Raw genomic sequence first — 25298 nt, 5'->3', positions numbered from 1 at the left:
CTATCGAAAGCAGTCGATTAACTTTAATAGTGTATCCCTTTTTCGCATATCCATGATGCGGGGATTCGCTGTGGTAAATTGACCATTGGCCTTAAAATTAAACTGAATGGTGGCATAAGTATCCTTAATACTCAGGTAATAAACCACATAATAGCTTTCGGGCTTTTCTACCACGCTCATTATTGATACATCATCTTGGTCACAACATGAATTCACCTTGTTATATAACTGTTGAAAATTTTTATCGGACGGTGAGTAATCACATTCAAACACCCGAAGGGTCTCTGTATTCATTATTCTTAGCAGGTCATCAATGTGATTACCTTGACGCGAAGTCTTAAAGGGTTTAAATACGCCCGCTTTATCATGTCCTGCATCTACTCTAACTTCCCCCTCTTCGGTTTGTATATAATACATTTCAAGAAAATCACTGCTTTCTACCCTATTGATACTAAACGGGGTATTCTTGAGCTTTTTCTTTACATCAAAATAGGTTTGTCGTTTTGCAGGGTGCTTATCTCCACTATGAAATGGAGTTTCCGGCACCTCTCCCAGCTGAATTGCTTCAGGTGGAAGCTTTTTAAGTGGACTTATGGTATTGAAAGTGATCTTTGAAAATGTCGTCGTGTTCGGAGGGTTTAATGCATACAGTTTCTCTTTACCTCTCGTTAATGCGGTATATGACCATCTTAAATGATCGTCACTCATACCCACCTTACCATTAAAATTCACATAAGCCGTATCCCACTCTCCACCCTGGGCTTTATGGCAGGTAATTGAGTATCCATATTTGACATGCAAGGCATTAAAAAAAGGATCGCTATTAAGCATTTCCTTATAAACATCTGACTTTCTATTATAGTAAGGCAGTCCCTGCTCTTTTCGTATTTTTTGTTCTTCCTCAAACCTCATGACATAGTTGACAAACAACGCCCTCATTTGATCTGTAGAAAGCGCTCCTTCCGGTTCCTCAAGCATTGAGTCTATGATCTTAATGGGAATTGGATCTGTTTGATCTGGAGTAACAATGGATACCGTTCTAAACCTGAAACTAAATAGTTTCTTAACTTTTTGCCCTTCTTCTTCAACGTAGATCCGGGCACTTTGAGTCTGTGTTTCTTCTTCTACATCCACAACCTGTACCAAGTCTCCATTGTATACATAAGCCCCAAAGGTGCCATACACATTTTTGGTATTTAGTAGTATGTCACCGGGCTGAACAGACTCCTTGTTTGGGAAATAGTGCTTTCTTATCTCTCTATTATAGGATAGACAATCTCGATTTTTGTAGTTGATAATCACCCCATTTTCCAATCCAGGTTTGGGATTATCATTCAAATACACGGAGAGCATATCTAATTCGTCTACGCTTACAAAATCATAGTCATAATCAAATTTCAGGCTGTTCCTTTCATTTTGCTCTTTGGCTAACAAGCTCCGGATTTTTACTGAGTTTTTGAGGATTGTACTTTCTGAGGTTTGCCGAACAACCTCAGTTAACTCAAATGTGTCGTATGTCAAGCCAATCTTTGAAAAATAACTTTCACTTAAGGCCTTTGATTCATTCTCACCAACCGGGGGAAGCTGAGCCGGATCACCTATAAATAATATCTTATTTGTTTTTGAGTGACCAATGTATGTGAGTAAATCAGGTAAAAGTCGGTCCGTACCAGACTGGTACAGCTCTTGTTTATTTTCTTTTTCACTGACCATAGAAGCTTCATCAACTATAACAAGGTGTCTCGCAGTCTCTACTTTTATTACAGGGAAATAGTATTTGTAACTTAACCCTTCGATACTCTTCTCAGAGTCTTCTATGATTTTTACATCATCATAGTTATAAATAGCTTTGTGAATCGTTGTGCCATACCCGTCTCTATTCTTCTCTTTATTCTTAGTCTTTTCCCTCAATATCTTAGCAGCTCTACCGGTTGGAGCCATTACTTGAAAGGATATTTGGTGTTGATCAAGATGAGTAACTAAATGTTGAATAAGCGTTGTTTTACCGGTACCTGCATACCCCTTTAGGATGAATATTCTCTTGTCGCTTTCCATAAATTTCTGGATTCGATTGAATGCTTCTTGTTGTTGCCCCGTCAGTTGTATCATTTTTATTTGTTTAATTACAACTTCATCAAATAAGTAAATTTTTACGTGTCTTTAGTCGGATCTAAAACCTTAAATAATCTTTTAAATTACTTTAGTAGATTTATCTAAATAGTCGCTCCAATTGTTATGTATTTGGTACCATAAAGATTCTTTTGAAGCATATTTACCCGTCATAAACAGTGTATTTTCTTGCTTTGCCTTACCCTGACCCGTAGCAAGCTTTACAAAGTCTAATCCTCTGTCGGTATGTATAGACCAGAAATCAGTCCAAATAACTCGTTTGTGAAATACCTTACTTGCACTCCCTTTTTGACTATATAAACTTACATCAACTATATCAGAAATTTCACTTAGTTCACTTTTAACAATTTCAAATACATCTTCCTTATTGCTATTACTTGATGCCGTTAGATCAGAAATAATTTCAACCTTCAACTCTTGCCCACTTTTCCTGGACAAAGTTTTTAATAAACTAGCAAGCTTAACATCTCTGATGTTTACATACAGGTATGGATCTAGTATTCTTACCATCTTAAAAGGCAATACATACTTTGACAAAAAACGAGACCAATTGAAGTTTTCCCCAATATTAACCGGCATGGACATTTCATTAAATAAATATTGAATTGATCCATTTGATAGATCTTGATTTTCAAAAATAGGTTTCTTCCCTGCTTCTAAAAGTTTTTCTTTCCAAACTTTATTACCAATATCATCATGCAATACCGTGCTAGTATCCATTGATATTGCCCTACCTACTTGTCTTAGAACTGTTTTCCTCATTGGTAATTTTTCTATAGCCTCAGAAATGAGGTTTGATGATTCTATCCCTCGTAGCTTACCAGATGCGTGCATGCTAATCATTACCTGATACAGTTCATTATTTCCCTGCTTATCAGAGCATTTAAGCCTTTCTAATACCTCCAAAAGCGAGTCCGTATCTGTTCCAGCTACAAATCTCCCTTTATTTATAGCCTGAAAGAATTCATAAAATGAATTTTCAGAGAGAAAGACATTTTTTAGTAGATTTTCTGGAAAACTATGCAGAAAAGGTTTTGTAAAAAATCCATCCATAATAAGAGGCTAATTTTTATTCTTTACACTCTCCCTCAATCGAGCTAGACTAAGGTCAGCCGATAAATCAAAAAAATCATCAGGCCAAGGTTCTGTAAATGAGCCAGTTTCATCAAGTTTAATTTCCCGGATATTTGACTCCCCATCACTACTGGATACATACAAAATTGAAATATCGTCTTTGGAAAGCCCTTCTTTTCCACCCGAGGCATAATATTTAGCAACCTCGAGCTGAATACTTTTAATGATATGCTCACTATGGGTTTCAAAGTAAACTGAACCTTGCTTGTTCATTTTAGTGTATTTCGAGCATAATGGTCCAAATTTGGCTTGTATACCAGGATGTAAGTGTAACTCAGGCTGTTCTACCACCGTGACGAATTTTATAAAATCTGAGTACTCGTTATTAGATGTTTGAAATAGCTTAATTATAATTGGTAATAGTTGACTTAACCCTGTACCCAATTTACCTATACTAGAAATTCTACCCGTATGGATATTTTGAAGCACAAGACTTTTTCGAGTTAATTCTGGTGATAAATCGCTGGTTAATTTGTCAATTTTAAACCGGTAGTCAATATCAATATCATTGAGCACCCTATTTAGCACCTCCACTTCATCTATAGGCACTACATTAGCATTAGTTAATCCTGGAAATCCAGTAGGCTCACCCTCGATCATTTTTGTTGCCGTATTTTGTTCAAATAAAGCCGAATACATACTTTCTACCTCATCATCCATTATTAAATTCTCAGGGATACTACGCAGAGGGTGTATATAATTGGTTAAGGGACTGTAGTCTATAGCATCAAATATTTGCAGTATATCTAAGTCCAAGCTTAACTCAGGATTTTTTAAATTGAAAATGAGTGAATGAAAAGAATCCTCTTGAAGGCTCTGATATTGATCCAAATGATATTGTTCTAAGGTGAAATCATCGCGAACTCTTAAATACTGATCGGATTCAAGAATATACCTTTTGAAATTTTTTATAAATTTTTTGAATTTTTTTTCTCCAAATTTATGGACGCCCTCATTTTGCCCAGTTATAAGACTGAAAAGAAGTAAGAAATTATAATCAAACTCGCTAAAGACTAGTTTTTTGTGCTGTTCATTCTCTTCAAGTATACATGTACTTGTCTGATTATTTAATCTACATTCAACCGGGTCGTTTTCAGGTTTTGCATCTATATAACTAAATATATCTTCGCTATCATAATGCTCATAGGGATAGATTTTTATTTCGGATATATCCATTCTAAAGTCTTTTAACGAAACATCAGAATCATATACTTCCCCAAGGCCAATACACCATTGAATTGTACCCTTTACTAAATACTCACTTCTTTCATCATTAATACCCAGGTGATTTTTGAACTCAGGATTCAAATTCTTCAAATTAAGCTCAAACCTTCCTTCTTGTCCAAATCTAAAAACACCTTCCTCATGTTTGATGTTTATAAGGTCCCGAATTTTTCCAAAATTTATTCTCTCATTCAACGCATTTAACGTTTTTGGATCAAACCTCTGCGCTTTCTTATTATAAATGGTTTCTGCATACAATATGCTCTTTAGTAATGAAGATTTCCCCCCATTATTTGGACCAAACAACAAGTTTATCTTGTTATTAATAGGAACTTCTTGCCTGTCTTTGTAGGGACCATACCCTTCTACAATATGTTTAGATGGTATAAACTTCATTTTGTGATAAAATCTAGTGCTCTAAATTCGGTTATTCTAATGATAATTAGTTGTAATGCACTCATTCTGCACAAGTCATCTAAGTTCTTTCTACGCCGCACTCAAAATCCTCTTCAATGTATCCTTCATCGCCTTCTTAAAGGAATCATCCTGCGACATCAACCGATATAAATCCAACTCATTCTTGCGGTTTTTGGCCATTACTTCATTGAAGATCTTTTCAAAGGCAATTTCACGGTTTTGGGAGTCGGTGTTCTCTTTATATTTCTCTTCAAAGTCTGGATGAGCTTCAATACTTTTTGCAAGGCTTATGAACTTTACTCGCTGCTCTTCCGGTGTGGCATCCCAGCCCTGGAACCATCGTTCATTAAAACTTTGGATGATCATATCCAGCATATCCTCATCACTTCCTCCGTGAGCTCCCCGTGGATTGGGATTTTGCGGATCAACGGTCGATTCGGAATCGTCTAAACCTATGGAAGCTCCCAGTTTGGTTCGTTCTAATCCATAAGTTGATAAATCCACTGAATCCAACAATTCATCCATAGTATCTCCGTCCGGATCTTTAATCACCATTTTTGGGATCAGGAATTTCAGGAACCAAAAAAGCTTCTCCCATTCCACCATCTCAAAGGGCATTATAGAAGCCATTTGTCCATATACTTTTACAAAATGTTTGGCCTTGATCTTGTAATCGGCTTTAGTCTCGTCTTCCAGATCCAGTAAATAGTTAAAGCGTTCTTCGGCTTTCTGGATAATGGGACTCAAATGCGTATTGGCATCTTTATTACTGAAGAAGGCTTCCGCAAATTCTTCTACTTCATACCACTCATAGACCCCGACTCTATCCAGTTCTTCTTTTAGTTCATGCAATACGTTTACATCTGTGGCTTCAGAAAGTGTGGTAGCCGTATAAAACTCGTCAAAGGCATTCTTGATGTCCTTAGTATCATTGTAGAAGTCCAGAATGAATAAGTCTTCGGTTTTTTTGCCGTATTTATCGGCCGATCTATTGAGTCGGGATAAGGTTTGAACAGCTCGAACTCCCTGCAGTTTCTTATCTACATACATAGCTGTGAGTTTCGGCTGATCAAATCCGGTGAGATATTTATTAGCTACCACCAAAATCCGATACTGATCCATATCAAAATAGCGGGCCAGCTTGTCATTGATATAATCGGGATCATTGGGACTTGCCGTATCCAAATGAGCCGGCATATCGTTGATGTTTTCTTCTGTGTATTCTATTCCATCTACCTGCTTAGAACCGGAAAATGCAACTAAGGATTTAAATGGATTACCTTTAACATCCAGTAAACGGTTTACGGCTTTAAAATACCGAATGGCAGATTTTATATTCTGAGTGGCAATTATTGCTTTGGCTTTGCCTTTCAGTCTTTTCTTATTGACCACATTCTCGATGAAATGATCCACCATGATCTCAGCTTTCACAGCTATGGTACGCGGATCTCTTTCAACAAAGCTTTTTAGTTTTTTCTGAGCTTTTACCGTATCAAATAACGGATTATCAGCTATGGATTTCTTAATCTCATAGTAGCTCTTGTAGGTCGTGTAATTGGCCAACACATCCAGAATAAAGCCTTCCTGTATGGCTTGTTTCATGGAGTATAAGTGAAACGGTTTAAAGGAACCGTCCGGCTGCTGAATTCCAAATTTCTCCAGTGTATTATTTTTTGGAGTAGCCGTGAAAGCCAGGTAAGAAGCATTCCCACGCATCTTACGTGACTGCATGATTTCAATAATCTTATCCTGAACATCAAAATCTTCATCCTCTGGATCAGTACTAGCCTGACCAATGGCCCGATTCATGTTATCGTGAGCCGTTCCGCTTTGGCCACTGTGAGCCTCATCAATAATCACCGCAAATCGCTTCTCACTCAGATCGGCTATTCCATCCACAATAAACGGGAATTTTTGAATAGTGGTAATAATCACCTTTTTGCCACTCTCCAGGTGTTTACGCAATTCCTTTGCAGAATGAGCCGGAGCAACGATGTTTTTGACTTCTGAAAACTCTTTGATGTTTTCCCTCAACTGCCGATCCAAAATTCTTCGATCAGTTACAACCACTACGGAATCAAATAACGGATTGGTGACTCCTTTACTGCCGGGAATACCATTTCGATCAGGGTAGGTTTCAATAAGTCGATAGGCGGCCCAGGTAATGGAATAGGATTTACCGGAACCAGCGGAATGTTGAATCAGATACCTATGGCCTACTCCCTTATTGGCTGCATGATCTACGATCTTCCGAACCACGTCCAATTGATGGTAGCGTGGAAAGAATAAAGTCTTTTTGTTCAGCGGCTCGGTTTGTTTCCCATCAAACTTCACAAAATGCTGTATGATATTGGCGATACTTTCCGGAGTAAAAACCTCATTCCACAGGTAGTTGGTTTTATGCCCGTCTTCTACCGGGGGATTTCCCTTTCCATTATTATATCCTTTATTGAAGGGCAGAAAAAAAGTGTCTTTACCGTTAAGGCGGGTAGTCATGTACACTTCATCGGTATCTACGGCGAGGTGCACCATACAGCGACCAAATTGTAGTAAGGGCTGCCGGTTGTCCCGCTCGGCTTTGTATTGTCGTTGTCCGTGGACTTTGGCATTTTGGCCCGTCCATGGATTTTTAAGCTCCATGGTGGCAAAGGGAATACCGTTTACAAATAGTACCATGTCGATTTCTTCGCGGGGATTTTCGAGCGAATACTGAATTTGGCGGGTAGCACTGAATTCGTTGCTTTCAAAGTTCTCCCGCACCGTTTGACTGCTACTGGCTAAGGGTAATGGATACATAAGGGTAAAATGCGCATGATCTACGTTTAACCCTTTTCTCAATACCCGCAGAATCCCATATTTCTTAACCATGCGATCAAAGCGTTCCAGAATCTTCAATTTCCAGTCGCTTTGGTTCTGGAGTTTTTCCAGTTCTTTTTTTTGCGTGGTTTCCAAAAAATGCCAGAAACGCTCTTTGTCAATGGCATACTTGGCATCAAAATCTTGTGGTAAACCTAAATAATAGCCTTTGCCGGAGCGATAGAGTTCTTCCCGTTCGGCAACGCCGTTAAAGTCTATACCCCGATTCTTCAAGTCTTCTAAACTGTGGCCGGTTAAGCTTTTTTCGATGGAAGCCTCTAAGGCTTGTTCATTGGTTTGGCTTGGCATGTCAATTCAGTTAATCAATTATTCTATAATGTACCCAATAATCCTTTTCGACAATTTCTATCTCATTAGATTTATAAGGATTAGCAAAAACATAAATTTTGTCTTCTGACAAATCTACAAGATGTAATTCATAGTTTTTTCCATTTTTTTCTCCGAATTCTTTCTCAGACCTTGTCATCGTGAATTTACCTTTAGCTAAATTTTTCACCTCCACAAATATCCAAGTCTCGCCTCCATCTGCTGAGTATCGGATATCATAATGTTTGCCTTCATCTCTATTTGAAACCTTATCAACAGACTCTATACCATATTGTTCTAGCAGAATTTTGTACGCTTTTTCCTCACATTTATTTCCAATCTGTTTATTTGTGCTTCCATCATTAGGGGGAACATAAGGCTGATTACCATTGCCTGAATAATTTTTGTGATTCCTTGGAGCCAGTCGTTTTCCTTTTATTACTGATGTACTTGTACATCTTTGTTCTAATTCTTCCGCTCCTTCCCCATTTTCATATGAATTCGAATCAATACTTTGAGATTCCTCTTGGGACACCTTTCCTTTTAAATATTCTAGTTCGTTCTCAAAATACAATAGGCTTCTATACTCAGCATTATTTTCAATTTCACTCAGCTCATCACTACTAAATTCTTTTTTATTTTTTGCGTAAACGTTTTCTGGATCACTTGTAATCACCTCGAGATTACTTAGTTCTTTTAGCGATAATCCATACTTTTTTAACAATTGGTCTAAAAAATTTTCATAGTCTACATTTATCTTTTCTTCGTTTTCCTTTGCTACTTCTGCAATGAATTCATCATTTTCAAATTCTGCCCATCTCTCAAGTAGCTCTTTTTTCTGCCCTCTCTCTGAATTCATTAAGTGCACCCAAAGAGCAATTCTAAATCTTTTGGAGATGCCAAATATCACTGATTCAAATTTCTTCTTATGATATTCTGATAGAGAAACTTTTCTTGAGGCTAATGAATTAAATGCTGCAATATTAATTTCTAATTCCTGGAATAACGGTATCAGTACAGAAAGACTCTCCTCAGAATTTAAATTCTCATAGTTCAAGTTTCTTAAATCAGTTTTTATTCCAAGTTCCTCTATTACGTTAGTTTTGGAATCAAATTTCTTATCAAGTATTTGATAAATAATTCTCCAGAAATGTTCATAGTTATCTCCAATACCCAAGAGTAGTTTGGACTCTTGAATCAATTCTTCACCAAACTTTTGTTTTGATGTATATATAGCATCCTTAATACCATTCCTGAATAGTGCCCTAAACTCAGTCTTATCACCGGATACATCAAATAAGTCTGACAAGATATTTGCGAAGGAATCAGAAAAAGTTGAATCTCTTTTCAAATCATCGATTACATCATTTTTATCACATCTTATGAAGTACGTGTTGTCTTTACCTGGTATATACTCATAAAGATCTGCGATATACTCAGAATCATTTGCTTCGTAGATAATGTCACTACAGATTTCAATAGAAAGATTTTGGAGTCTCTTGGATTCTTTTTCTCTCTGTTGACTTGACTCAACTCCATCAATTCTAAGTAATAGTAAATATGGGATTAAATTTTGGAGATAATTTTGAAATTCGTCATTCAGCTTTTCGAGTTTACTAACCCTTTTGATTTGTATTTCAACGTCAGCTAAATCGTTAATACCAAAAAATTCTATGGCTCTTTGACCTCCACCACGCGAAGGATAATTCAGAATTGGGAAATCATCTAAAAGTTTATTTGGCAACTTAGCTTTATCTGAATAATAGATTTGAGAAGGGCTTAATAACTTCAGCCCCTCTTTTGTTTTTGCAAATAGCTTACAACCCGTACCAAGCTTCTCTTGATGAGTTGAAAAGTGATCAACTGCTGCTTTGTATAAAGTTTGGGAGTTTTTGCCGTCAGGAAACTTCTCTGGCAATAGGTTAATGATTTCTTTTACTCTCTTAATAGAAAGCTTTGCAAAAGTTGCTTTGCCACCAAGTGATTTAAGAATACTCTCGATTTCAAAAGTGTCAGTATTTAGGTCTTTAAAGACATGATGGTTAAAATCGATATTTATATCGTTTACCCAGTTAAATCTTGTCTCAACCAAATGTTTGTCAAATCTATATCCAGCTTCGAAAAACATGAATTGTAAATAGGATGGTATATGAATACTTATTCTGGAAGTTCGATAATAATAGTCTATTCTTCTTATATCATCTCGATCAGAAATAAGCGAGCGAGCTTTCTGATCAATAAATAACCAGCCAATTATATCCTCAATTGATAATTCTTTTAAGATTCTTTCTATACCATGAATTTTCGTATATGAAACCGAGCTAATACGTGTATAATCTTTCCCGCCATCTTTCAATGCGAATCGTGTATACTTTTTTTCCTGATCAGTAAGGTTTTTTTTCTCAATTATCTCTTCATAACGCACATATTTATTTACCCCAAGCCAAATAAAAAAACTCTCTAAAGTTTCACTAAAATCCTCATCCAGCCCAAATAACTCCGGACTTGCTAAAATTTCATCTGTATTTCGTAAATCATTAAAAATGATTTTCGCTTTCTTACCGGATTCGAAAAACTCATTTAAAAAAAGTTCTCTGCTATCCCTTACCTGTCCTTTTAAGTTTAGTAAAGGTATCTTCTCAGTTCTTATTTCAGATGGTTCCGACATTGCTTTATACATGTCAAATAAAGATTGAACCATCTGGATAACTATTTCCCGGCTGTCAAATTCTTTTTCTTTAGTATTTAGTCCCCTGTTTGCGCCGCTAATAATTTTTTGAATCAAATTCTGAGGTTCATAACTCAAAATTCGACAATTACTCTTTAGGATTCTTTGGAGCGATCTTGCTTTTGATGAGTCACTCGCAAGTCGAAATTCTGATATTAAATGATCGTATAGTTCATCATTAATGAAGTGAATTCTGCAAAAAGAGGGAATGTCAATATCACTACTTGAAGGGGTGAAGATTTCATCATTCTTATCAATTAATTCCCCCTTAAGATTCGTTAGTAAACTAAACCTATTATTTGAGAAACATCGATGTACTTGGTAAATGAATTTTGCTCTAACCTTGGGATCTACAATTGTTTTAGATACATCATCTATTGCCTCTTCAATATTTGAGATATTAGACTTCTCAAACATATCCCTAATGTAAAAATCACCCCTGGGAATCAACAAATTAGCAAACCTATTCTTTACACCTATAATTTGAAGAAATTTTGAGAATGAATCGTCAACATAAATACATTTATTTCTTGATTTGTAGGTGTCGCTAATGCAAGGCCATAGTTTTTCTTCAACTAATGCCTTATTTATAGCTTTATTGAAACCTAAATTTTCAAGTGTTGCGTTATCTTCTTTACGCTTGAAATTAAGTAGCGATAAAGGTTTCCAACTCAGTTCCTGGTCTGCATAATACTTTGCTACATCTATAATAAACTCGATAAGCTGACTCAGTACCTTTTGATTTCTCTTCGTATTGTTAAGCTGATTACGGTTTTGATCCAAATCAAAAGTCCCATGTATCAGGTATGGAACATCTAGGCGCACTTGTGTTGGAAAAAAAGAAAACAGATACTTGTGATCATTCTCAAGGTTCTCATTGATCGCCAATTTTAGTTGATAGAAATTACTGTCATCTTCTTCATATTTTGCAATATCATTTAATTCACCCTCCTTTGTAAAAACATGCCATTCATCATCATTTATTGAAATCAACTCCGATGGTCCAACCCCATCATCATCGTGTAAAGACTGTTTGTTACATTCAATGTCTGATATGCCGTTAAATCCCCGAAATGTGATCTTTTTGATACTATGCAAAAACAACAGAATTTCTGGCCTTAATTGTTTGACCTGTTTTTCAATGTCATCAAAAAACTCATTTTTATAGGTGATATGAATTGAAGTTGTGAACTCCGATTTATTTTTGAGTTGCTCAATTTCAGGAATAGAGAGTAATGGAATAGGGATTTCATGACTTTTTAATCCATATTCCTTATTTAATTGCACCCTGCTGTATGCTTTAAACATTTTTTTGAATTCACTGGTAATCACTTTTTCACCAAAGGTTAGCAAAAGATCGTTACTGTGAATCTTAATCTCGTCAGCCCAGTTTACGATAGAACGAAAACCGAGCCCCTTGTTACCTATATATCTCTTTTTATCATGTTTGGCGGACAAATTAGAAGTGACTATAGATCGATACCCCTCTATGGAGAATGGTTTGCCAGTATTTGAAATTGTTAACTGCCGGTTATCTTTGTCTAATTTGATTTCAACCTTTTCAGCTCCTTCATCGTCACAATTTTGAATCAACTCTAAAAGCTGCCTACCATTGTAGCCTTCAGTGGTTTCCAATTCTCTCTTGTACGCAGCAACCATCTCATCTGTGTGATCTCTGAATAGAGATCGCTTCTTCTCGATTATGGATTGCAGATCCTGTAGCAAAATTACCTTTCTTTAGTTATCAACTTTAATCTTCTCAACAGCCACCTCTAAAGCTTGTTCATTGGTTTGGCTTGGCATACTAACTGACTTTTATTTTCCCCGTTACCGCGCTGTTAATGAGGGTGGTTTTGTATTCTTTAAGTTTCTTAATTTCTATAATTAGATTTTGGATAGATTGATAAATCTTTGACCGATTTGTTTCTACATAGTCCGTTATTTCATCTCTTTCTTTTTTTGGTGGGATTGGAATTTTAATTGAATTCAAATTCCCCAAGGTGAGTTGGTTAATTGTAGAAGTCAAAAATGATCCTGACAATGTTTTAAAAATGTCTGAGTTCATTATGTTAAATAGATAACTATTCATTTCTGAACGAAATACCGTAGTAAAAGCCCCAAAAGAATTCCCAATATCCTGATCTGTTTTTGCTATCGCACATTTCCCAATAAGGTCTCGACTACCATTTCTTGAACATATCAGAATATCATTTTTCCTTATGATTAGATCATCAGGTATTCTACAGTTAACATATTTATTAAAATCTTCACCATATCTGAACCTACCTTCATTTAGATTAGATGATCTGAGTACTAATACACCTTGACCTTTATCGCATAGATCAGTTGGAGAGTAAGTTAATCCTATTTTTGCATCTCCAATGTACTTTAAAGCTTTCACCTCCCAATGCTCCGGAATATCCCCAATCCAATCCACACCGCTGGGTTTGAGGGGGGCGTCAGGATTGAGCCCGCGGGTGACCGCTTTGTGGATGAGAATTTGCCGCCGCTCTTTTAACAGCTCAATCTGCTTCTGCTTGATCTCAATCGCCTGATTGATCTGCTCCGTTTTCCGATCCAGGAAATGGACGATAGCGGTTTGTTCTTCTGGTGATGGAACAGGAAAGGGAAATCTCTTAAAATCATCATAGCTTAAATTTTGTCTCAATCCCGACCCCAACCCATAGATAACTTTATTAGTGTCGATTGAATGAAATAAATAATGAAAGTACTTATTCGAATTAGCTCCTTTCACACTTAAATTCATGTAAGCACTGGTAATTATCCCTTTATCTTTTGCAATTCCAGTCCTCAGACTTGTCTTATCATTTTGCAAATCTGTCGGTCTGATAACTATATCTCCCGGATAAACTAACTGATAGGTTTCAAATGATTCAGGAACTAATCCCGTCAATTTCTCCTCAGGCTTAACAATCACGTTCCCATAGCTTAGAGAAAGAACCTGAGACTCTTTCATTCCTGTATTCTTCTCACTTCTTTCTTTTAGAAAAGCATAACCCGGCAATATTTCCCAATGCTCAGGTACTTGACCTAACCAATCAACATTTGAATCTTTGTAATCAGAATATTTCTGTAATTCTACTTTTTCTTTAACTGCTTCCATCATGCTAACTGTAGAATTTCATGAATGAGTCCTTCGCTTTTCTCTTCGAGATCCAGGATGTCTTCCGTCACCTCTTCAATATCCCGAAGCGGTTTATGCCGATAGAAGTATTTATTAAAGCTGATCTCGTAGCCGATTTTTGTCTTATCAAGATCGATCCACGCTTCCTCTACATGCGGTTTCACTTCCCGCAAGAAGTAGTCATGAATCTCCTCTTTCAGCGGTACGTTTTCCGTATCCCGCAAATCGGTAGCGGTATCGTATTCAATAAATACGCCCTCTTTACCCGAAGGATAGTAGCCAAAGTCAGGCAGCTCTACTTTGGTGCAATCCAGATGTCCCAGTAGTTTTTCCAGCTTCTTGCCGGTCAGCTTGGTGGTTTTCTTGATCACTTTCTCCGCTTCCGGGTCGTACCAGGTTACCGCATCAAACAAAATGCGTTTCTCCGAAGCATTTAGCTTGATATCCTTCTCTTTAAGCAGGTCTTCCACCATGTCCTCAAAAGCATTGAAATCAGAGTAAACCTCCGTTCCAATGTGCTTCATCAGCATACGAGCGGCATTCATGACTTTCAGCTGCTTATTCCAAGTAGATTTCTTTACCAGTTTACCCCGCTGGTTTTTGGTCAAACTGACTTCTTCCTCCTGCTCCAGCCAGTTCAGAATGGGCTTCTCATAATTCTTGAGGTTTTCATACAGATCCATCCCAAATTTATTGAAGGCCCAGCGCATCGCTTCTTCCAAATAATTGTCATACCGCAGGCTTTCCACCCGCTCTTCAGTAAACTGTGCCTTTAATCGGTTTGGTCGCTCAATGGTCACCTGGTAATAGCCAAAATCCTCATTATCAAAGATCTTAGCCGCAATACCCTCTTCCTCATTCGTTTCAGGATTTATTTCACGTTCCACTTCCTTGTCATTCAGATAGACAGAAACAATTTCACGAATATGTTCCGGAGCAAATTCACAATTCTTATCTCCCAGATTCTTACGCAATTTCTTAAACAGTAAACTGCCTTCAATCAGCTGAACTTTACCTTTCCGTTCTTTCGGCTTGTTATTACTCAACAGCCAGATGTAGGTCGTAATCCCCGTGTTATAAAACAGGTTATTCGGCATTTGAATGATGGTCTCCAGCAGATCATTCTCAATGATGTAGCGGCGAATATTGCTTTCACCGCCTCCGGCACTCCCGGTAAACAAGCTACTTCCGTTATGCACCGAAGCAATCCGCGAACCCAACGGATTTTGCGTAAGCGGCTTCATCTTATTCACCATTTCCATGAGGAACAGAAGCTGTCCATCAGAGGAACGTGGAGTTGCATCGGCGTCCTCAATATCTCCCCAATAATCCGTAAGCTGAATCTGGAATCGCGGATCGATAATATCCCGGCCATCCTTGATATACTTTTTATCACTGGACCAGGATTTTCCATAAGGCGGATTGGACAGCATGAAATCAAACTTGGTTCCCGAAAACTCATCGGTAGCCAAAGTAGAACCCACGCGAATGTTTTCGGGGTCATTACCTTTGATCATCATATCCGATTTACAAATCGCATAGGTCTCATCATTGATCTCCTTACCATACAAATACACATCACCCATCGCCTTGATCTCACCTTCTTCATCCTTAATGAAATTCTGTGATTCGGTGAGCATTCCTCCGGTTCCACAAGCCGGATCGTAAATGGTGATAACAGGCGGTAATTCATCTTTTACCGGTTCAAACACCAGGTGTGTCATTAGGTCGATCACCTCACGAGGGGTAAAGTGCTCCCCGGCCTCTTCGTTATTCTCTTCATTGAATTTCCGAATGAGTTCTTCAAACACATAGCCCATTCCCAGATTAGTGAGTGCAGGCAGTCTTCGTCCATCCGAATCATATTTCTCATGAGGAGTCATATTGATATCCGGGTTGGTAAACTTTTCCAACACATCCAGCAGCACATCCTTATTCGCCATGTGCCGAACCTGAGCCTTCAGCTTAAACTTGTCGATGATCTCCGTCACATTCGGGCTGAACCCATTCAGGTAATCCTCAAAATTCGCCTTCAGGATCTCTTGATTATTGGTAGCCGTATCGTGTAACCGCTGTAGCGTCCAGTCACTGATATTATAAAATACATAGCCGGAGGCTTCGGTCAGTCCATTGGCATCTAACTCGGTGAAGCCCATTTCCTTTTTCTGAAACTCTAGCTCTTCCATCACCGCTTCTTTGGTTGGCTCCAAAAGGGCATCCAGCCTTCTCAAAACCACCATGGGCAAAATCACATCCCGGTACTTCCCCCGAACATAAACATCCCGAAGACAATCGTCAGCGATGGACCAGATAAAAGAAACTAATTTGTTGTGTACTGCTTGGTTCATGGTAATTAACCGTCTTTACTTAATTTTTTTATTGATTTTACTTCTGACTTCCCGTTTTCATACTTATCAATTTCGGCAACAACTTCTAACCCTTGCTTTAAATCATATTGTTCAACCAAAGATTCATGAATGTAGCTGTTATCATCTCGTGTTACCCCGTCATTGGGTTTAAAAAAACCATATCCATCAGAGTGGATATATATTATTACCCCATTTTGAGAATCTGATGCTTTTTGAATTCTTTTTTGTTCCAACTCTTCCCATAGAGTTTTGTTTAATTCTATGTTATTGTTCTCTTTAATGTATTCAGAAAACCAAAGCAAAACATCCATTAATTTGAATGTAAGTGAATACAACAGATAAGGAGTGTTAAGCATCTTACGGTATTCTTTTAAGTTGGCTTCACTATCTTTTTTGCCATCTTTATCTGCATGAGAACCTATATTTGTTATATCTAATATCTCCCACACATGTTTTGAAATAATCTCTGGAAAATGTTTTTTGTTACACTTAACATTAAGAGCATTAACATTTGAACCTGAAAGAAATATGCTTGATAGTTTAAGGATAACCTCTCCTTTATCATTAATACATTTATCATGAAGTAATCCCACCTCATTTGCTCTACGCATTGCCACTTCTAGCATTTGTCTTAGTTGATTAAAATAAAGCTCATCATCAAAGGTTAGATCAGCACTATTAATACTTATAAGTATTTTAAGAAGATGTTTTTCATATTCCTGGTCTAAAAATCCATTTTTGAATAACTCAAAAACTTTGGGATACAGAGCTCGGATTTTAGCATTTGGCCTGTCCTTTACTTCAGCTTTGATATCATCGAAGAGCTTCTCATTGTCTGTTGCTTTTATGTATGGTTCACCATAACTCTCAATAAACATATCACTTCCCATATAATCCGGTTGACCAGTAAAAATAAAATAAGGCGGCCTGATCTTTATGGGTAACGAGTTAATATAATCTCTAGACTTTCTGAGGCCTTCCAAATTAGTCGTCTCATCATCCTTATTATCTTTAACCTTTGCATCGAGAATTATCGCATCAATGCTATCCAAGTTGGCCTCTAAATAATTTATACCCTCTTCATGAGACTCAAATGGAATAATATTAATTCCACTCAATTCTGCATCAGAAATTACAGTATCCTGCTTCTTGTATTCATCATCTATCCATAGAACTTTACACATTAGTCTAAATCCTCGAATTTTATGGGAAATTGAATTTTATATGTAACTGGGAATTCACTGTCTTTATCAAATGACATACTAAATGTGCCCCCGTACATCTTTGTTATTTGATCTATATCAGCTCCACCGTTTCCGGTAGATTTAGAGCTTACAGATTTCTCACCCCGAATCTTCAGCCTTTCCTCTGTGAATTTTTCATCAAAAGGTTTACCATTATTTGAAATCTCTAAGAGTACATCCTTTCCCTCATTAATTGAAGTTGCCTCGATTCTTATGATATTATTAGAATCACTACTGAAGCCATGACGGCATGCGTTGTCGACTATATTTTGTATCAGTTTTATATAATCATCTTTATTGATTTCAATGATAGGTTTTAACTCCTGATCATCTCCTTGTGAAAAAGACTCTTCATCAATGTTAAACTTGTATTCAAACTCTTTACTGCCATGAATTTTCTTAATCACATGTTGAGTTAAATCAAGTATGTTAAATTCTTCTTTTGATCGATTTAGGAAAGGGGTTTCCAGCTTATCTAAAAGCCCAGAAGCCGCTGCTGTATCCTCAATTAATCTCTCAAGGTGTTCAGCGAGTGTCTTGCTTAAATTCTTAGAGTAAACGTCTGTTAAACTAATTTTTTGCCCGTCATTTTTAGAAATGTATTTTTGTAATCCATTAACTCCTCCTCTTATACTATTTAAATATTGCTTAACCGAATGTCTGGTTGATGCGAACTCCCTGAACATTTCTGTTCTCATTTCACTTAATTCTTTTGAGTACTTATTTAGCTCACTCTTGGCTCTATCATTGATTGCGTCAAGTAAGTCTTGACGTTGCTGGTCTTTAGAAGGGAGTTTTATTTTAATTTTAAATAGGTCGTTTACTGATAAGTAAGGCATTGTGGTACCTGACTGGTATTTGATAACCTGTTCTTGTACATAATCTTTTCTTAGTTCGAATACTAAATACCCTAAGTCCACTTTATTTGTATCTACTGTAAAGGCCTTTATATCATTAGAAATGATTAGATCAGCAGGTGAACTATCCAAAATTGTCGGTTTTAAATTCTTAAATCTTATAGCCAGTAATAGAACTGGTTTATTTACTTTAAAGCCTCCTCTTTTAACAATGCTTTTTTCAATCTCACTTGTATCTGAATAAACTCCCATCTCATTATCATTGAGATCTCCAATTTTCATATATGGAACCTTATCCTCACTCTTAACTTTCTCAACACTGGCTTTGTATAGGATTTCTCCAAGTTCAACCCCCTCAAATTCTTTGGTAATATTTTCAACAAAATACCTTGACACACTAAGGTCATAATCATTGGCCGTTATTTCTGAAAGAGATACAAAGCGAGTGTTTTCCGAATTATTTGGGGATTGGTAAATGGATGTAACTTGACCAACATTTAATTTATTCGTTCTGCCTTTTGTCTCGCTAAACAATGAAGAGGCATCCAAAAACTTTACTATTCCTTTTTTATCCTTCTTTTTACTAAGAACAATTATATTGGTTTGTATAGATGTATTGGTCAATAAATTTTTAGGAAGAGATACAATGGATTCTATTAAATCTTCCTTCACCATCCATTTTCTTAAATTATATTCTTGTCCTGGTCTATATAGGACCCCATTGCTTACCAGGGAAATCGCTTTACCTGAGCTTTTTAGCGATTCAATAACCTTTTTAAAATAAAAGTTCTCAATGGTGTTCTCTTCAACCCAGGGATACTCGTTTCGGATCTGATAAGAAAACGGTAATGATGATATTATAGAGTCAAATTTTTTTTCTGTAGGCCAAAATGTAATAGAATCTTCATTCCATAAGTTAATCTGACTTAATTTATCATAAGCCAATAACCTCAATTTTGCTGTTAAAAAAGTTTGTTTATCTAATTCTTGAGCATAATATGACTTTTGGTTATCTAATTTTATCCCAAACGAGACCAACCCAGCGAAAGGATTAAAAACCGAATCCCTTTGCTTTATATTCGCAATGTTTAACATCAACTTAGTGACTTCCTCAGGTTGTATATAACCACTTGATGATTTGCCTTCAATTTTTTCAAATTTATAAAGCAAATCATCAAAAATAGTGGGAAAATCCTCTTCACTCTTTTTTAAAACTTCATCCAAACGAAATAGATCTTTCAGCGAAAATTTTTCAAAATCATTCTCATAAAACTCTATCACATTCTTAAGTGCACGCTTTTCATTATCAGGTAAGTTTTCGATGACCGTGCATACTTCATCTTTAAAACTCACCGAACCGTATTCAAAATCTTTAAAACAAAGCGAATTAAAATCTGCAGTTTTTTTAAATAGGTCATGTCTGTAAAGAAGGAAGTCAAAAACACCTTTTTTGTAGAGAATTAGGATCAAAAGTAATACTTCATAATTAACCCCATTATCTCTAATACTTGAAAAGAGATCTCTAAACTTTTTGCTAATTTCTTTACTGCTCATAAATAACTTTTAAACTATTAATCAAATAAATCTTATCTAGATATTAAAAGTATAATTATACTTTATACTGTGCACTCAATCTGTATCTTAAAAACAGAAACATAGCTAATTCCACCTTGGATTAAAATCCAATAGGATCTCATTTAAAACATCCTCCGGAATTTTCTCTCCGTAGCCTACCGATAATACTCCGGGGAAATATTCATCTATGATATCTTTTACAAATTTGAATGCTTCTATCAGCTTATAATCGTTGTGGTCGTCATCATCAGTAAGTGAAAATGATGTATGAAAGCTTACAGTGTATTCATTATAGTCAATGATAAAAGCTCCCTGAGAAATGTAATAATTTACCCGGTGCAGGTATTCTCCTACTTCAGCTTTTCTTTTCTCAGGAAAAGGAGTTGGATTCATGAAGCATAAAAGAGCATACTCTTCCTGATAATTCACTCCAATCAAACATTGGATAATTCCCTTCTTTAATTTCAGATCAAAATAAAATGAATGCCAGTTCTGTTCATTAACCTCGTATTCGAATGGGATGTGCATCCCATTAAGATGTTTTTCTACGATCTCTATCATTATTTAGCTCTTAATTAACCAGTGTTACTGCAGCTCCCATCTCTTTTAGTACCTCTAAGGGATCATGTCCATCCACTACTTTGAGAAGTCCGTCGTGAAACTCCTCTACAACACCATGACCATGATCAAAGTATTCTGCAAACCACTGTTCATTTTCTTTCATGTTCTTACCTAAGGGAATGGATAAATGATATCCCACAGATAGGTCTACATAGTCAATTATGAAAGCTCCATAGACATCACCAAAATTAATCCGATTGATATACTCTGATACTTGTGTAATCTTGTCTATAGGAATTTCATAAGGATAGATGATATAGTAGAATAGATATCCATCTTCCTCATTTATAGTAATCGCAAAGGCTGCAGTAAACTCATCAAAATTGCCTGAAAAATAGAAGCTATGCTTTTCTGGTCCGGTAGTATTGTACTCGTATTCAATATTTAATTGTTGGAGGCTGAATTCTATGAGATTTTTCATGCTATCTAAGATTTATTGGCTGCTAATTGAGTAATTGTAATACATGTCACTCCAGCAATTATTACTGTGGTACCACATATCAGAATTTCTCTGTTAAAATTCTGATGACTATGACTTTTTTCATCAATGAGCTCGTTAAGCTTACTAATTTTACCCCATATGACTAACCTTTCCGACATATCAGTCGTCTTAGATAATTCAACATGCAAAGCCTCTACCTGCTCTCTATAAGCATTTATCACCTCTTCTGTCACTTCTTTATTATTTCCTGACAAATTTGTCAAAAAATCATAAAATCCATTGTAAACAATATTATACATATACTCCTATTTGTTATTCAAAATCAATTTTGCCGCCCTGCAAAGTGAATTAAATGCATTAGCTCTCAATACTTACTTTGAAGGGTGAACAAAAGTAAGACTTTCTTATGCACTGAATCTGCACTGGTAGTTATATTGTATTATATTTGCAAAATTAACTTTGATCAATTATCCAAAGTTTGCATATGCCAACAAATAAAAATGCCCTGATTCGCTATAAAGCATTAGACAAATGTTTTCGAAACCCCGGTCGTAAATATTTTATTGAGGATCTTCTAAAAGCCGTTAATCAAGAGCTTGAAGAATACAATGGCGCGGGTAGTACTATTGCCAAAAGACAGCTATATGATGACATTGAATTCATGGAGAGTGAACAGGGCGGATCAGTTCCCCTTAAAAGGTATAAGGACGGAAGAAAAGTATACTACAGATATGATGATACCGACTTCTCAATCTCTAATCAGTATTTAAACGAAGATGAGAAAAGTCAGATTGAGGCAGCTCTTTCTGTGCTATCTCGTTTTTCTGGTACACCACAATTTGAGTGGGTACAAGAGATGATTCCGGTAATTCAAGACCGTTTGGGACTCAAACAAAACTCTAGAGAAGTAATAAGTATTGAGTCAAACATAGATCTTAAAGGAATAGAGCATCTTGGGACACTTTATGAAGCAATAATCAACGAACTAGTTTTGAGAATTGAATATCAAAAATTTGATTCTGATGAAAGCTTTAGCCTGACCTTTCACCCTCATTTTTTAAAGCAATATAACAACCGATGGTTTGCATTCGGATTAAACGAAGTGTTAGAAATCCCAACCTGGAACCTTGCCCTTGACCGAATTCAAAAGATTGAACAAATACAGGGTGATTATATTCAACCAGAAATTGACTGGAGTGAGTATTTCTTTGATATCATCGGTGTAACCCGTCCAGATGAAGGAGAAGTGGAAAAAGTTGTTTTAGAATTTACTGAAGAACAGGCTCCATATATCATTACAAAACCCCTGCATCCTACACAAAAGCATCACTGGGAGAAAGCTAGGCTAATAGTAGAGGTTAAATTGATTCCAAATTATGAATTTGAGTCTTTACTACTTTCATTTGGTGACAAAGTAAAAGTCTTAGAGCCAAAATCAATAAAAAGCAACATACAAAGCAGACTTAAAAATGCATTAAATTTTTATTGAAACCTTATTCATTGTACCAGTCATCTTTGTCTAACGAATATAGAAAATCAGCAACCTTGTCTAACGCTCCATGTTTATCCGCCCACTCAATATGGCCTCTAAACCTATCTATTTTTTGAAGAAGACTTGAGTATATCCATCCAGATAAGATTAAAGGTAGTGGAGGAATGTGTTCATTTCCTATTTTCTTCTTATTGGGTAATAGTTCATATAATTCCATCCATTTAGTTCCAATTGGACACAAACCCATACTTTCACAATAATTTATCAATCTTTCTTTATCTGTTTTAATAAGATATTTGGAAGGGATTAAAACGAAATTATTATACTCGATCTCCATCAGAGAAGCGGCTTTTACTTTTTTATTTACATTCTCAAAAGCTGAATACCATTTACATATTTGATCAACGTGATTATCATCCAGGTGGTTAGTTCGCCTGCCTTTTATTACCAATTCTGTAGCATCAATAAAAAGCACCTTATGTCTTCTACTTTTAGGTTTATGCTTTTTAAAAACTAACAGGCAAAGTTCATATTCTTCTCCCTCTATTAAGTTGTCACCCAACTCAATGACTGTCTCCAGTAAATCCAATTTTACTAATTGCCTTAGTATCTTACCCTCATCACCATCCTTGTATAATAGGTAGGAATGAAGCAATACTACCATCCGACCGTTATCTGACATGGATTTGATCATATGCAGAATCCAAGCCATAGTACTCGAGGAGTCAGATGGCTTACCTGCAAAATTTCTTTCAAAAGGATCCGGCTCCCACTCTGAACTTCTCCAATGCCCCTGATTTGATATCAAATTTGACGCAACACAATCAAATCTCATTAAGTCATTTTTAAAGAGAAATTTTGGATCATATAATGGATTACTCCTTTCAAGGTTGTACGTGTCAATCCCCCTCGCTATTAGGTTCATAAGTCCCAAACCAAAGTGGTTATTGTTCACTTCTTCCCCGAAATAGCTTATAGTTTCAAAGCTTTCACTTTTTTGATGTAAGTGATTGGCAACTTGAAGTAATACGTCACCGGCACCAAATGAAGGGTCATAAATCGTTTCTCCTTTTTTAGGATCTAACAATCCTGCAATCAGGTGATTTATTGATCGTGGTACCTTAGTCTTATAATATGGGGTACGGATACTACTTTCTATTCGATAAATAAGCTCGTTAAATACTATGCTGAAATCTTTCACTCCAATAGCTGAATTTGTTAATTCAACCTTTGATAAACGCTCCATCATTCTATAAATAAAATTATCCAGCCAAATCTCATTAGATAACCAATCGTAGAATATACTTAGATCAAAAAGACATCGATCGTATTGTTCAATTTTCCCAAGAGCCTCCATTAAGGTTTTTGAAAGGCCCTCTTTTTTTCTTTTGACCTCGTGCCAACCACTATTATCAGGAATATAAATGGGGTAAAATTCTGGTCGTGAGGCAAAAATTTCACCTTCTTCATCTACAATCTTTTGCCGTTCTTCCTCAAACACATCTGATATTCTCTTATAGAATATCATTGGGACTAATAGCATTCTAAATACCTCACGTTCTTCAAATCCATTAATTATAACAGTACTATTCATTATGTACCTTAATAAATCTGAAGGTGATGTCCTGTTATTCTCTAAGTTTCCCATATCAAACCCCTAAGATTTTCTTCCACCATGACTTTTTCCCATGTTTAACAGAACTCTTTTGCTTCTCCCTTAACTGCTCTTCCCGGTACTTTCGGTGTTTAGCCCTGTTATTTTCTTCACGTTCACTAATCAAATGTCCGTTATTGAACTCCAAATATATATCCTTTTCATATATCGATCCATAACCCATATGGATGTACTCCAGCATTTCGCCGACCGGAATCCGGATCTCACCTGAAAACCATTCGGCAAAAACCTTCGTTTGACCTGGAAATAGGTCCTCCATTTTAAGGTAGTCACCCTCATTGAAATCAAACTTAATTTCAACCAAATATAACTTCTCATCTTTTATCTCCCAGTTTCCAATATAACCACGCCAACAGGCAGAACAATTGGATCTAATACTGATGTCATCCCTTAAATTTAAATATGGCCGGAGTGGTTCAGCTGCCATTCCCATTTTTTCACCTTTATAAAATAGTACTTCCCGAAATTGTGCCGTCATAGCATTACTCTGTTTTATTTTGATTTATCTGTACCAAAATGGCGGTTCAACGTATTTTGACGTAAAAACCGGTTCGAAATATTCTTCCTCGATATAACGATGCACCACCTCTGCTGTTTTTTTCTCAACAAGCTGTCCCCCACACCCCATGTGAACGTTCGTACTCAATGGGTAAGCCAACTCCAAAATGTGAGTAGAGTCACAATAATAACAAAATCCCAAAGAATGAATTTGGTCATACTTTAACAGGCGCTTTTTGATTTCCTGAATCCTGAAAGCTGTTTGCCGTTCATTATTGTAATTGTACAGTATGCTGAGTAAGGTGTTATCTACCTGTAACGCACCATTCTTCAGTAGTTTAACGTTCTCATGTAAGGTAAGAAGACTGAGTCCGGGAACCCGCCATTGTACGTTACGGCAATCAAGGCACCAACCTATCTCTGGTCTGACTTTATAGGTTAAGCCATCAAACGAATACCAGGTTTGTGGGACCTGTCGCTGTAAAGTAGCTGAATATGAACATTTTGTGCACTCTATTAAGTAATCGGGTAGGGACATGAGTATTATGATTTTATTGGTATTTT

General features: G+C 36.5%; 16 protein-coding genes. 1 reads left to right on the top strand and 15 read right to left on the bottom strand.

Features of this window, described 5'->3' with window-relative positions; translation table 11 throughout:
* The 12 genes from AC13FX_RS05565 to AC13FX_RS05510 all read right to left on the bottom strand — a co-directional run bounded on the left by AC13FX_RS05565 (nt 1) and on the right by AC13FX_RS05510 (nt 21368).
* Nucleotides 1–2109 (bottom strand): ATP-dependent DNA helicase, encoded by a 2109-nt coding sequence (locus AC13FX_RS05565; RefSeq protein WP_482879519.1) that lies wholly within the window; start codon nt 2107–2109, stop codon nt 1–3.
* Nucleotides 2110–2190: 81 nt separating this feature from the next.
* A complete protein-coding gene (locus AC13FX_RS05560; RefSeq protein ID WP_482879518.1) occupies nt 2191–3183 on the bottom strand; it encodes an MIT C-terminal domain-containing protein in 993 nt (330 codons plus the stop codon).
* A gap of 9 nt (nt 3184–3192) precedes the next feature.
* Nucleotides 3193–4884 carry a DUF3696 domain-containing protein gene (locus AC13FX_RS05555; RefSeq protein WP_482879517.1) on the bottom strand — a complete coding sequence of 564 codons (1692 nt, stop codon included), beginning with the start codon at nt 4882–4884 and terminating at the stop codon, nt 3193–3195.
* 90 nt (nt 4885–4974) lie between these two features.
* Nucleotides 4975–8070: a type I restriction endonuclease subunit R gene (locus AC13FX_RS05550; protein ID WP_482879516.1), complete on the bottom strand. Its 3096-nt coding sequence runs from the start codon at nt 8068–8070 to the stop codon at nt 4975–4977.
* 10 nt (nt 8071–8080) lie between these two features.
* The gene (locus tag AC13FX_RS05545) at nt 8081–12451 is read right to left on the bottom strand and encodes a sacsin N-terminal ATP-binding-like domain-containing protein (protein WP_482879515.1); all 4371 of its coding nucleotides are present in this window, start codon (nt 12449–12451) and stop codon (nt 8081–8083) included.
* A 169-nt stretch (nt 12452–12620) separates the two neighbouring features.
* Nucleotides 12621–13943 (bottom strand): restriction endonuclease subunit S, encoded by a 1323-nt coding sequence (locus tag AC13FX_RS05540; RefSeq protein WP_482879513.1) that lies wholly within the window; start codon nt 13941–13943, stop codon nt 12621–12623.
* Nucleotides 13940–16309, bottom strand: coding sequence for a type I restriction-modification system subunit M (locus AC13FX_RS05535; protein WP_482879511.1), 2370 nt, complete (start codon nt 16307–16309; stop codon nt 13940–13942). The genes AC13FX_RS05540 and AC13FX_RS05535 overlap by 4 nt, the downstream gene beginning before the upstream one ends.
* 5 nt (nt 16310–16314) lie before the next feature.
* Entirely contained in the window at nt 16315–17514 is a 1200-nt protein-coding gene (locus AC13FX_RS05530) for a hypothetical protein (protein ID WP_482879510.1), read from the bottom strand.
* Nucleotides 17514–19985: an N-6 DNA methylase gene (locus AC13FX_RS05525; RefSeq protein ID WP_482879509.1), complete on the bottom strand. Its 2472-nt coding sequence runs from the start codon at nt 19983–19985 to the stop codon at nt 17514–17516. Before AC13FX_RS05525 ends, AC13FX_RS05530 begins: the two co-directional genes overlap by 1 nt.
* 105 nt (nt 19986–20090) lie before the next feature.
* Complete coding sequence (locus tag AC13FX_RS05520) at nt 20091–20567, bottom strand: type III secretion system chaperone family protein (RefSeq protein ID WP_482879508.1); 477 nt, start codon at nt 20565–20567, stop codon at nt 20091–20093.
* A 10-nt stretch (nt 20568–20577) separates the two neighbouring features.
* Complete coding sequence (locus AC13FX_RS05515) at nt 20578–21048, bottom strand: type III secretion system chaperone family protein (RefSeq protein ID WP_482879507.1); 471 nt, start codon at nt 21046–21048, stop codon at nt 20578–20580.
* Between the two features lie 5 nt (nt 21049–21053).
* Entirely contained in the window at nt 21054–21368 is a 315-nt protein-coding gene (locus AC13FX_RS05510; protein WP_482879506.1) for a hypothetical protein, read from the bottom strand.
* A gap of 185 nt (nt 21369–21553) precedes the next feature.
* On the opposite strand from AC13FX_RS05510, the gene AC13FX_RS05505 reads away from it, so the two are divergent.
* Complete coding sequence (locus tag AC13FX_RS05505) at nt 21554–22558, top strand: helix-turn-helix transcriptional regulator (protein WP_482879505.1); 1005 nt, start codon at nt 21554–21556, stop codon at nt 22556–22558.
* Between the two features lie 4 nt (nt 22559–22562).
* Here the strand turns inward: AC13FX_RS05505 and AC13FX_RS05500 are convergent, their stop codons facing one another.
* Genes AC13FX_RS05500 through AC13FX_RS05490 form a run of 3 tightly spaced genes read right to left on the bottom strand, consistent with a single transcriptional unit; the run spans nt 22563 to nt 25272 of the window.
* Nucleotides 22563–24209 carry an N-6 DNA methylase gene (locus AC13FX_RS05500; protein ID WP_482879504.1) on the bottom strand — a complete coding sequence of 549 codons (1647 nt, stop codon included), beginning with the start codon at nt 24207–24209 and terminating at the stop codon, nt 22563–22565.
* 1 nt (nt 24210) lies between these two features.
* Complete coding sequence (locus tag AC13FX_RS05495; RefSeq protein ID WP_482879503.1) at nt 24211–24714, bottom strand: hypothetical protein; 504 nt, start codon at nt 24712–24714, stop codon at nt 24211–24213.
* Nucleotides 24715–24738: 24 nt separating this feature from the next.
* Nucleotides 24739–25272 carry a hypothetical protein gene (locus AC13FX_RS05490; RefSeq protein WP_482879502.1) on the bottom strand — a complete coding sequence of 178 codons (534 nt, stop codon included), beginning with the start codon at nt 25270–25272 and terminating at the stop codon, nt 24739–24741.
* Nucleotides 25273–25298: the final 26 nt, after the last annotated feature.

It is taken from the genome of Gracilimonas sp. B-17 (assembly GCF_056857935.1).
This window is presented reverse-complemented; position numbering and strand designations above follow the sequence as displayed.

Coding starts and splice junctions, on each gene's coding strand:
- AC13FX_RS05560 (WP_482879518.1), bottom strand. CDS start 3,183: ATGGATGGATTTTTTACAAAACCTTTTCTGCATAGTTTTCCAGAAAAT.
- AC13FX_RS05540 (WP_482879513.1), bottom strand. CDS start 13,943: ATGATGGAAGCAGTTAAAGAAAAAGTAGAATTACAGAAATATTCTGAT.
- AC13FX_RS05520 (WP_482879508.1), bottom strand. CDS start 20,567: ATGATAGAGATCGTAGAAAAACATCTTAATGGGATGCACATCCCATTC.
- AC13FX_RS05535 (WP_482879511.1), bottom strand. CDS start 16,309: ATGAACCAAGCAGTACACAACAAATTAGTTTCTTTTATCTGGTCCATC.
- AC13FX_RS05495 (WP_482879503.1), bottom strand. CDS start 24,714: ATGACGGCACAATTTCGGGAAGTACTATTTTATAAAGGTGAAAAAATG.
- AC13FX_RS05510 (WP_482879506.1), bottom strand. CDS start 21,368: ATGTATAATATTGTTTACAATGGATTTTATGATTTTTTGACAAATTTG.
- AC13FX_RS05505 (WP_482879505.1), top strand. CDS start 21,554: ATGCCAACAAATAAAAATGCCCTGATTCGCTATAAAGCATTAGACAAA.
- AC13FX_RS05525 (WP_482879509.1), bottom strand. CDS start 19,985: ATGAGCAGTAAAGAAATTAGCAAAAAGTTTAGAGATCTCTTTTCAAGT.
- AC13FX_RS05565 (WP_482879519.1), bottom strand. CDS start 2,109: ATGATACAACTGACGGGGCAACAACAAGAAGCATTCAATCGAATCCAG.
- AC13FX_RS05500 (WP_482879504.1), bottom strand. CDS start 24,209: ATGGGAAACTTAGAGAATAACAGGACATCACCTTCAGATTTATTAAGG.
- AC13FX_RS05530 (WP_482879510.1), bottom strand. CDS start 17,514: ATGTGTAAAGTTCTATGGATAGATGATGAATACAAGAAGCAGGATACT.
- AC13FX_RS05515 (WP_482879507.1), bottom strand. CDS start 21,048: ATGAAAAATCTCATAGAATTCAGCCTCCAACAATTAAATATTGAATAC.
- AC13FX_RS05550 (WP_482879516.1), bottom strand. CDS start 8,070: ATGCCAAGCCAAACCAATGAACAAGCCTTAGAGGCTTCCATCGAAAAA.
- AC13FX_RS05490 (WP_482879502.1), bottom strand. CDS start 25,272: ATGTCCCTACCCGATTACTTAATAGAGTGCACAAAATGTTCATATTCA.
- AC13FX_RS05555 (WP_482879517.1), bottom strand. CDS start 4,884: ATGAAGTTTATACCATCTAAACATATTGTAGAAGGGTATGGTCCCTAC.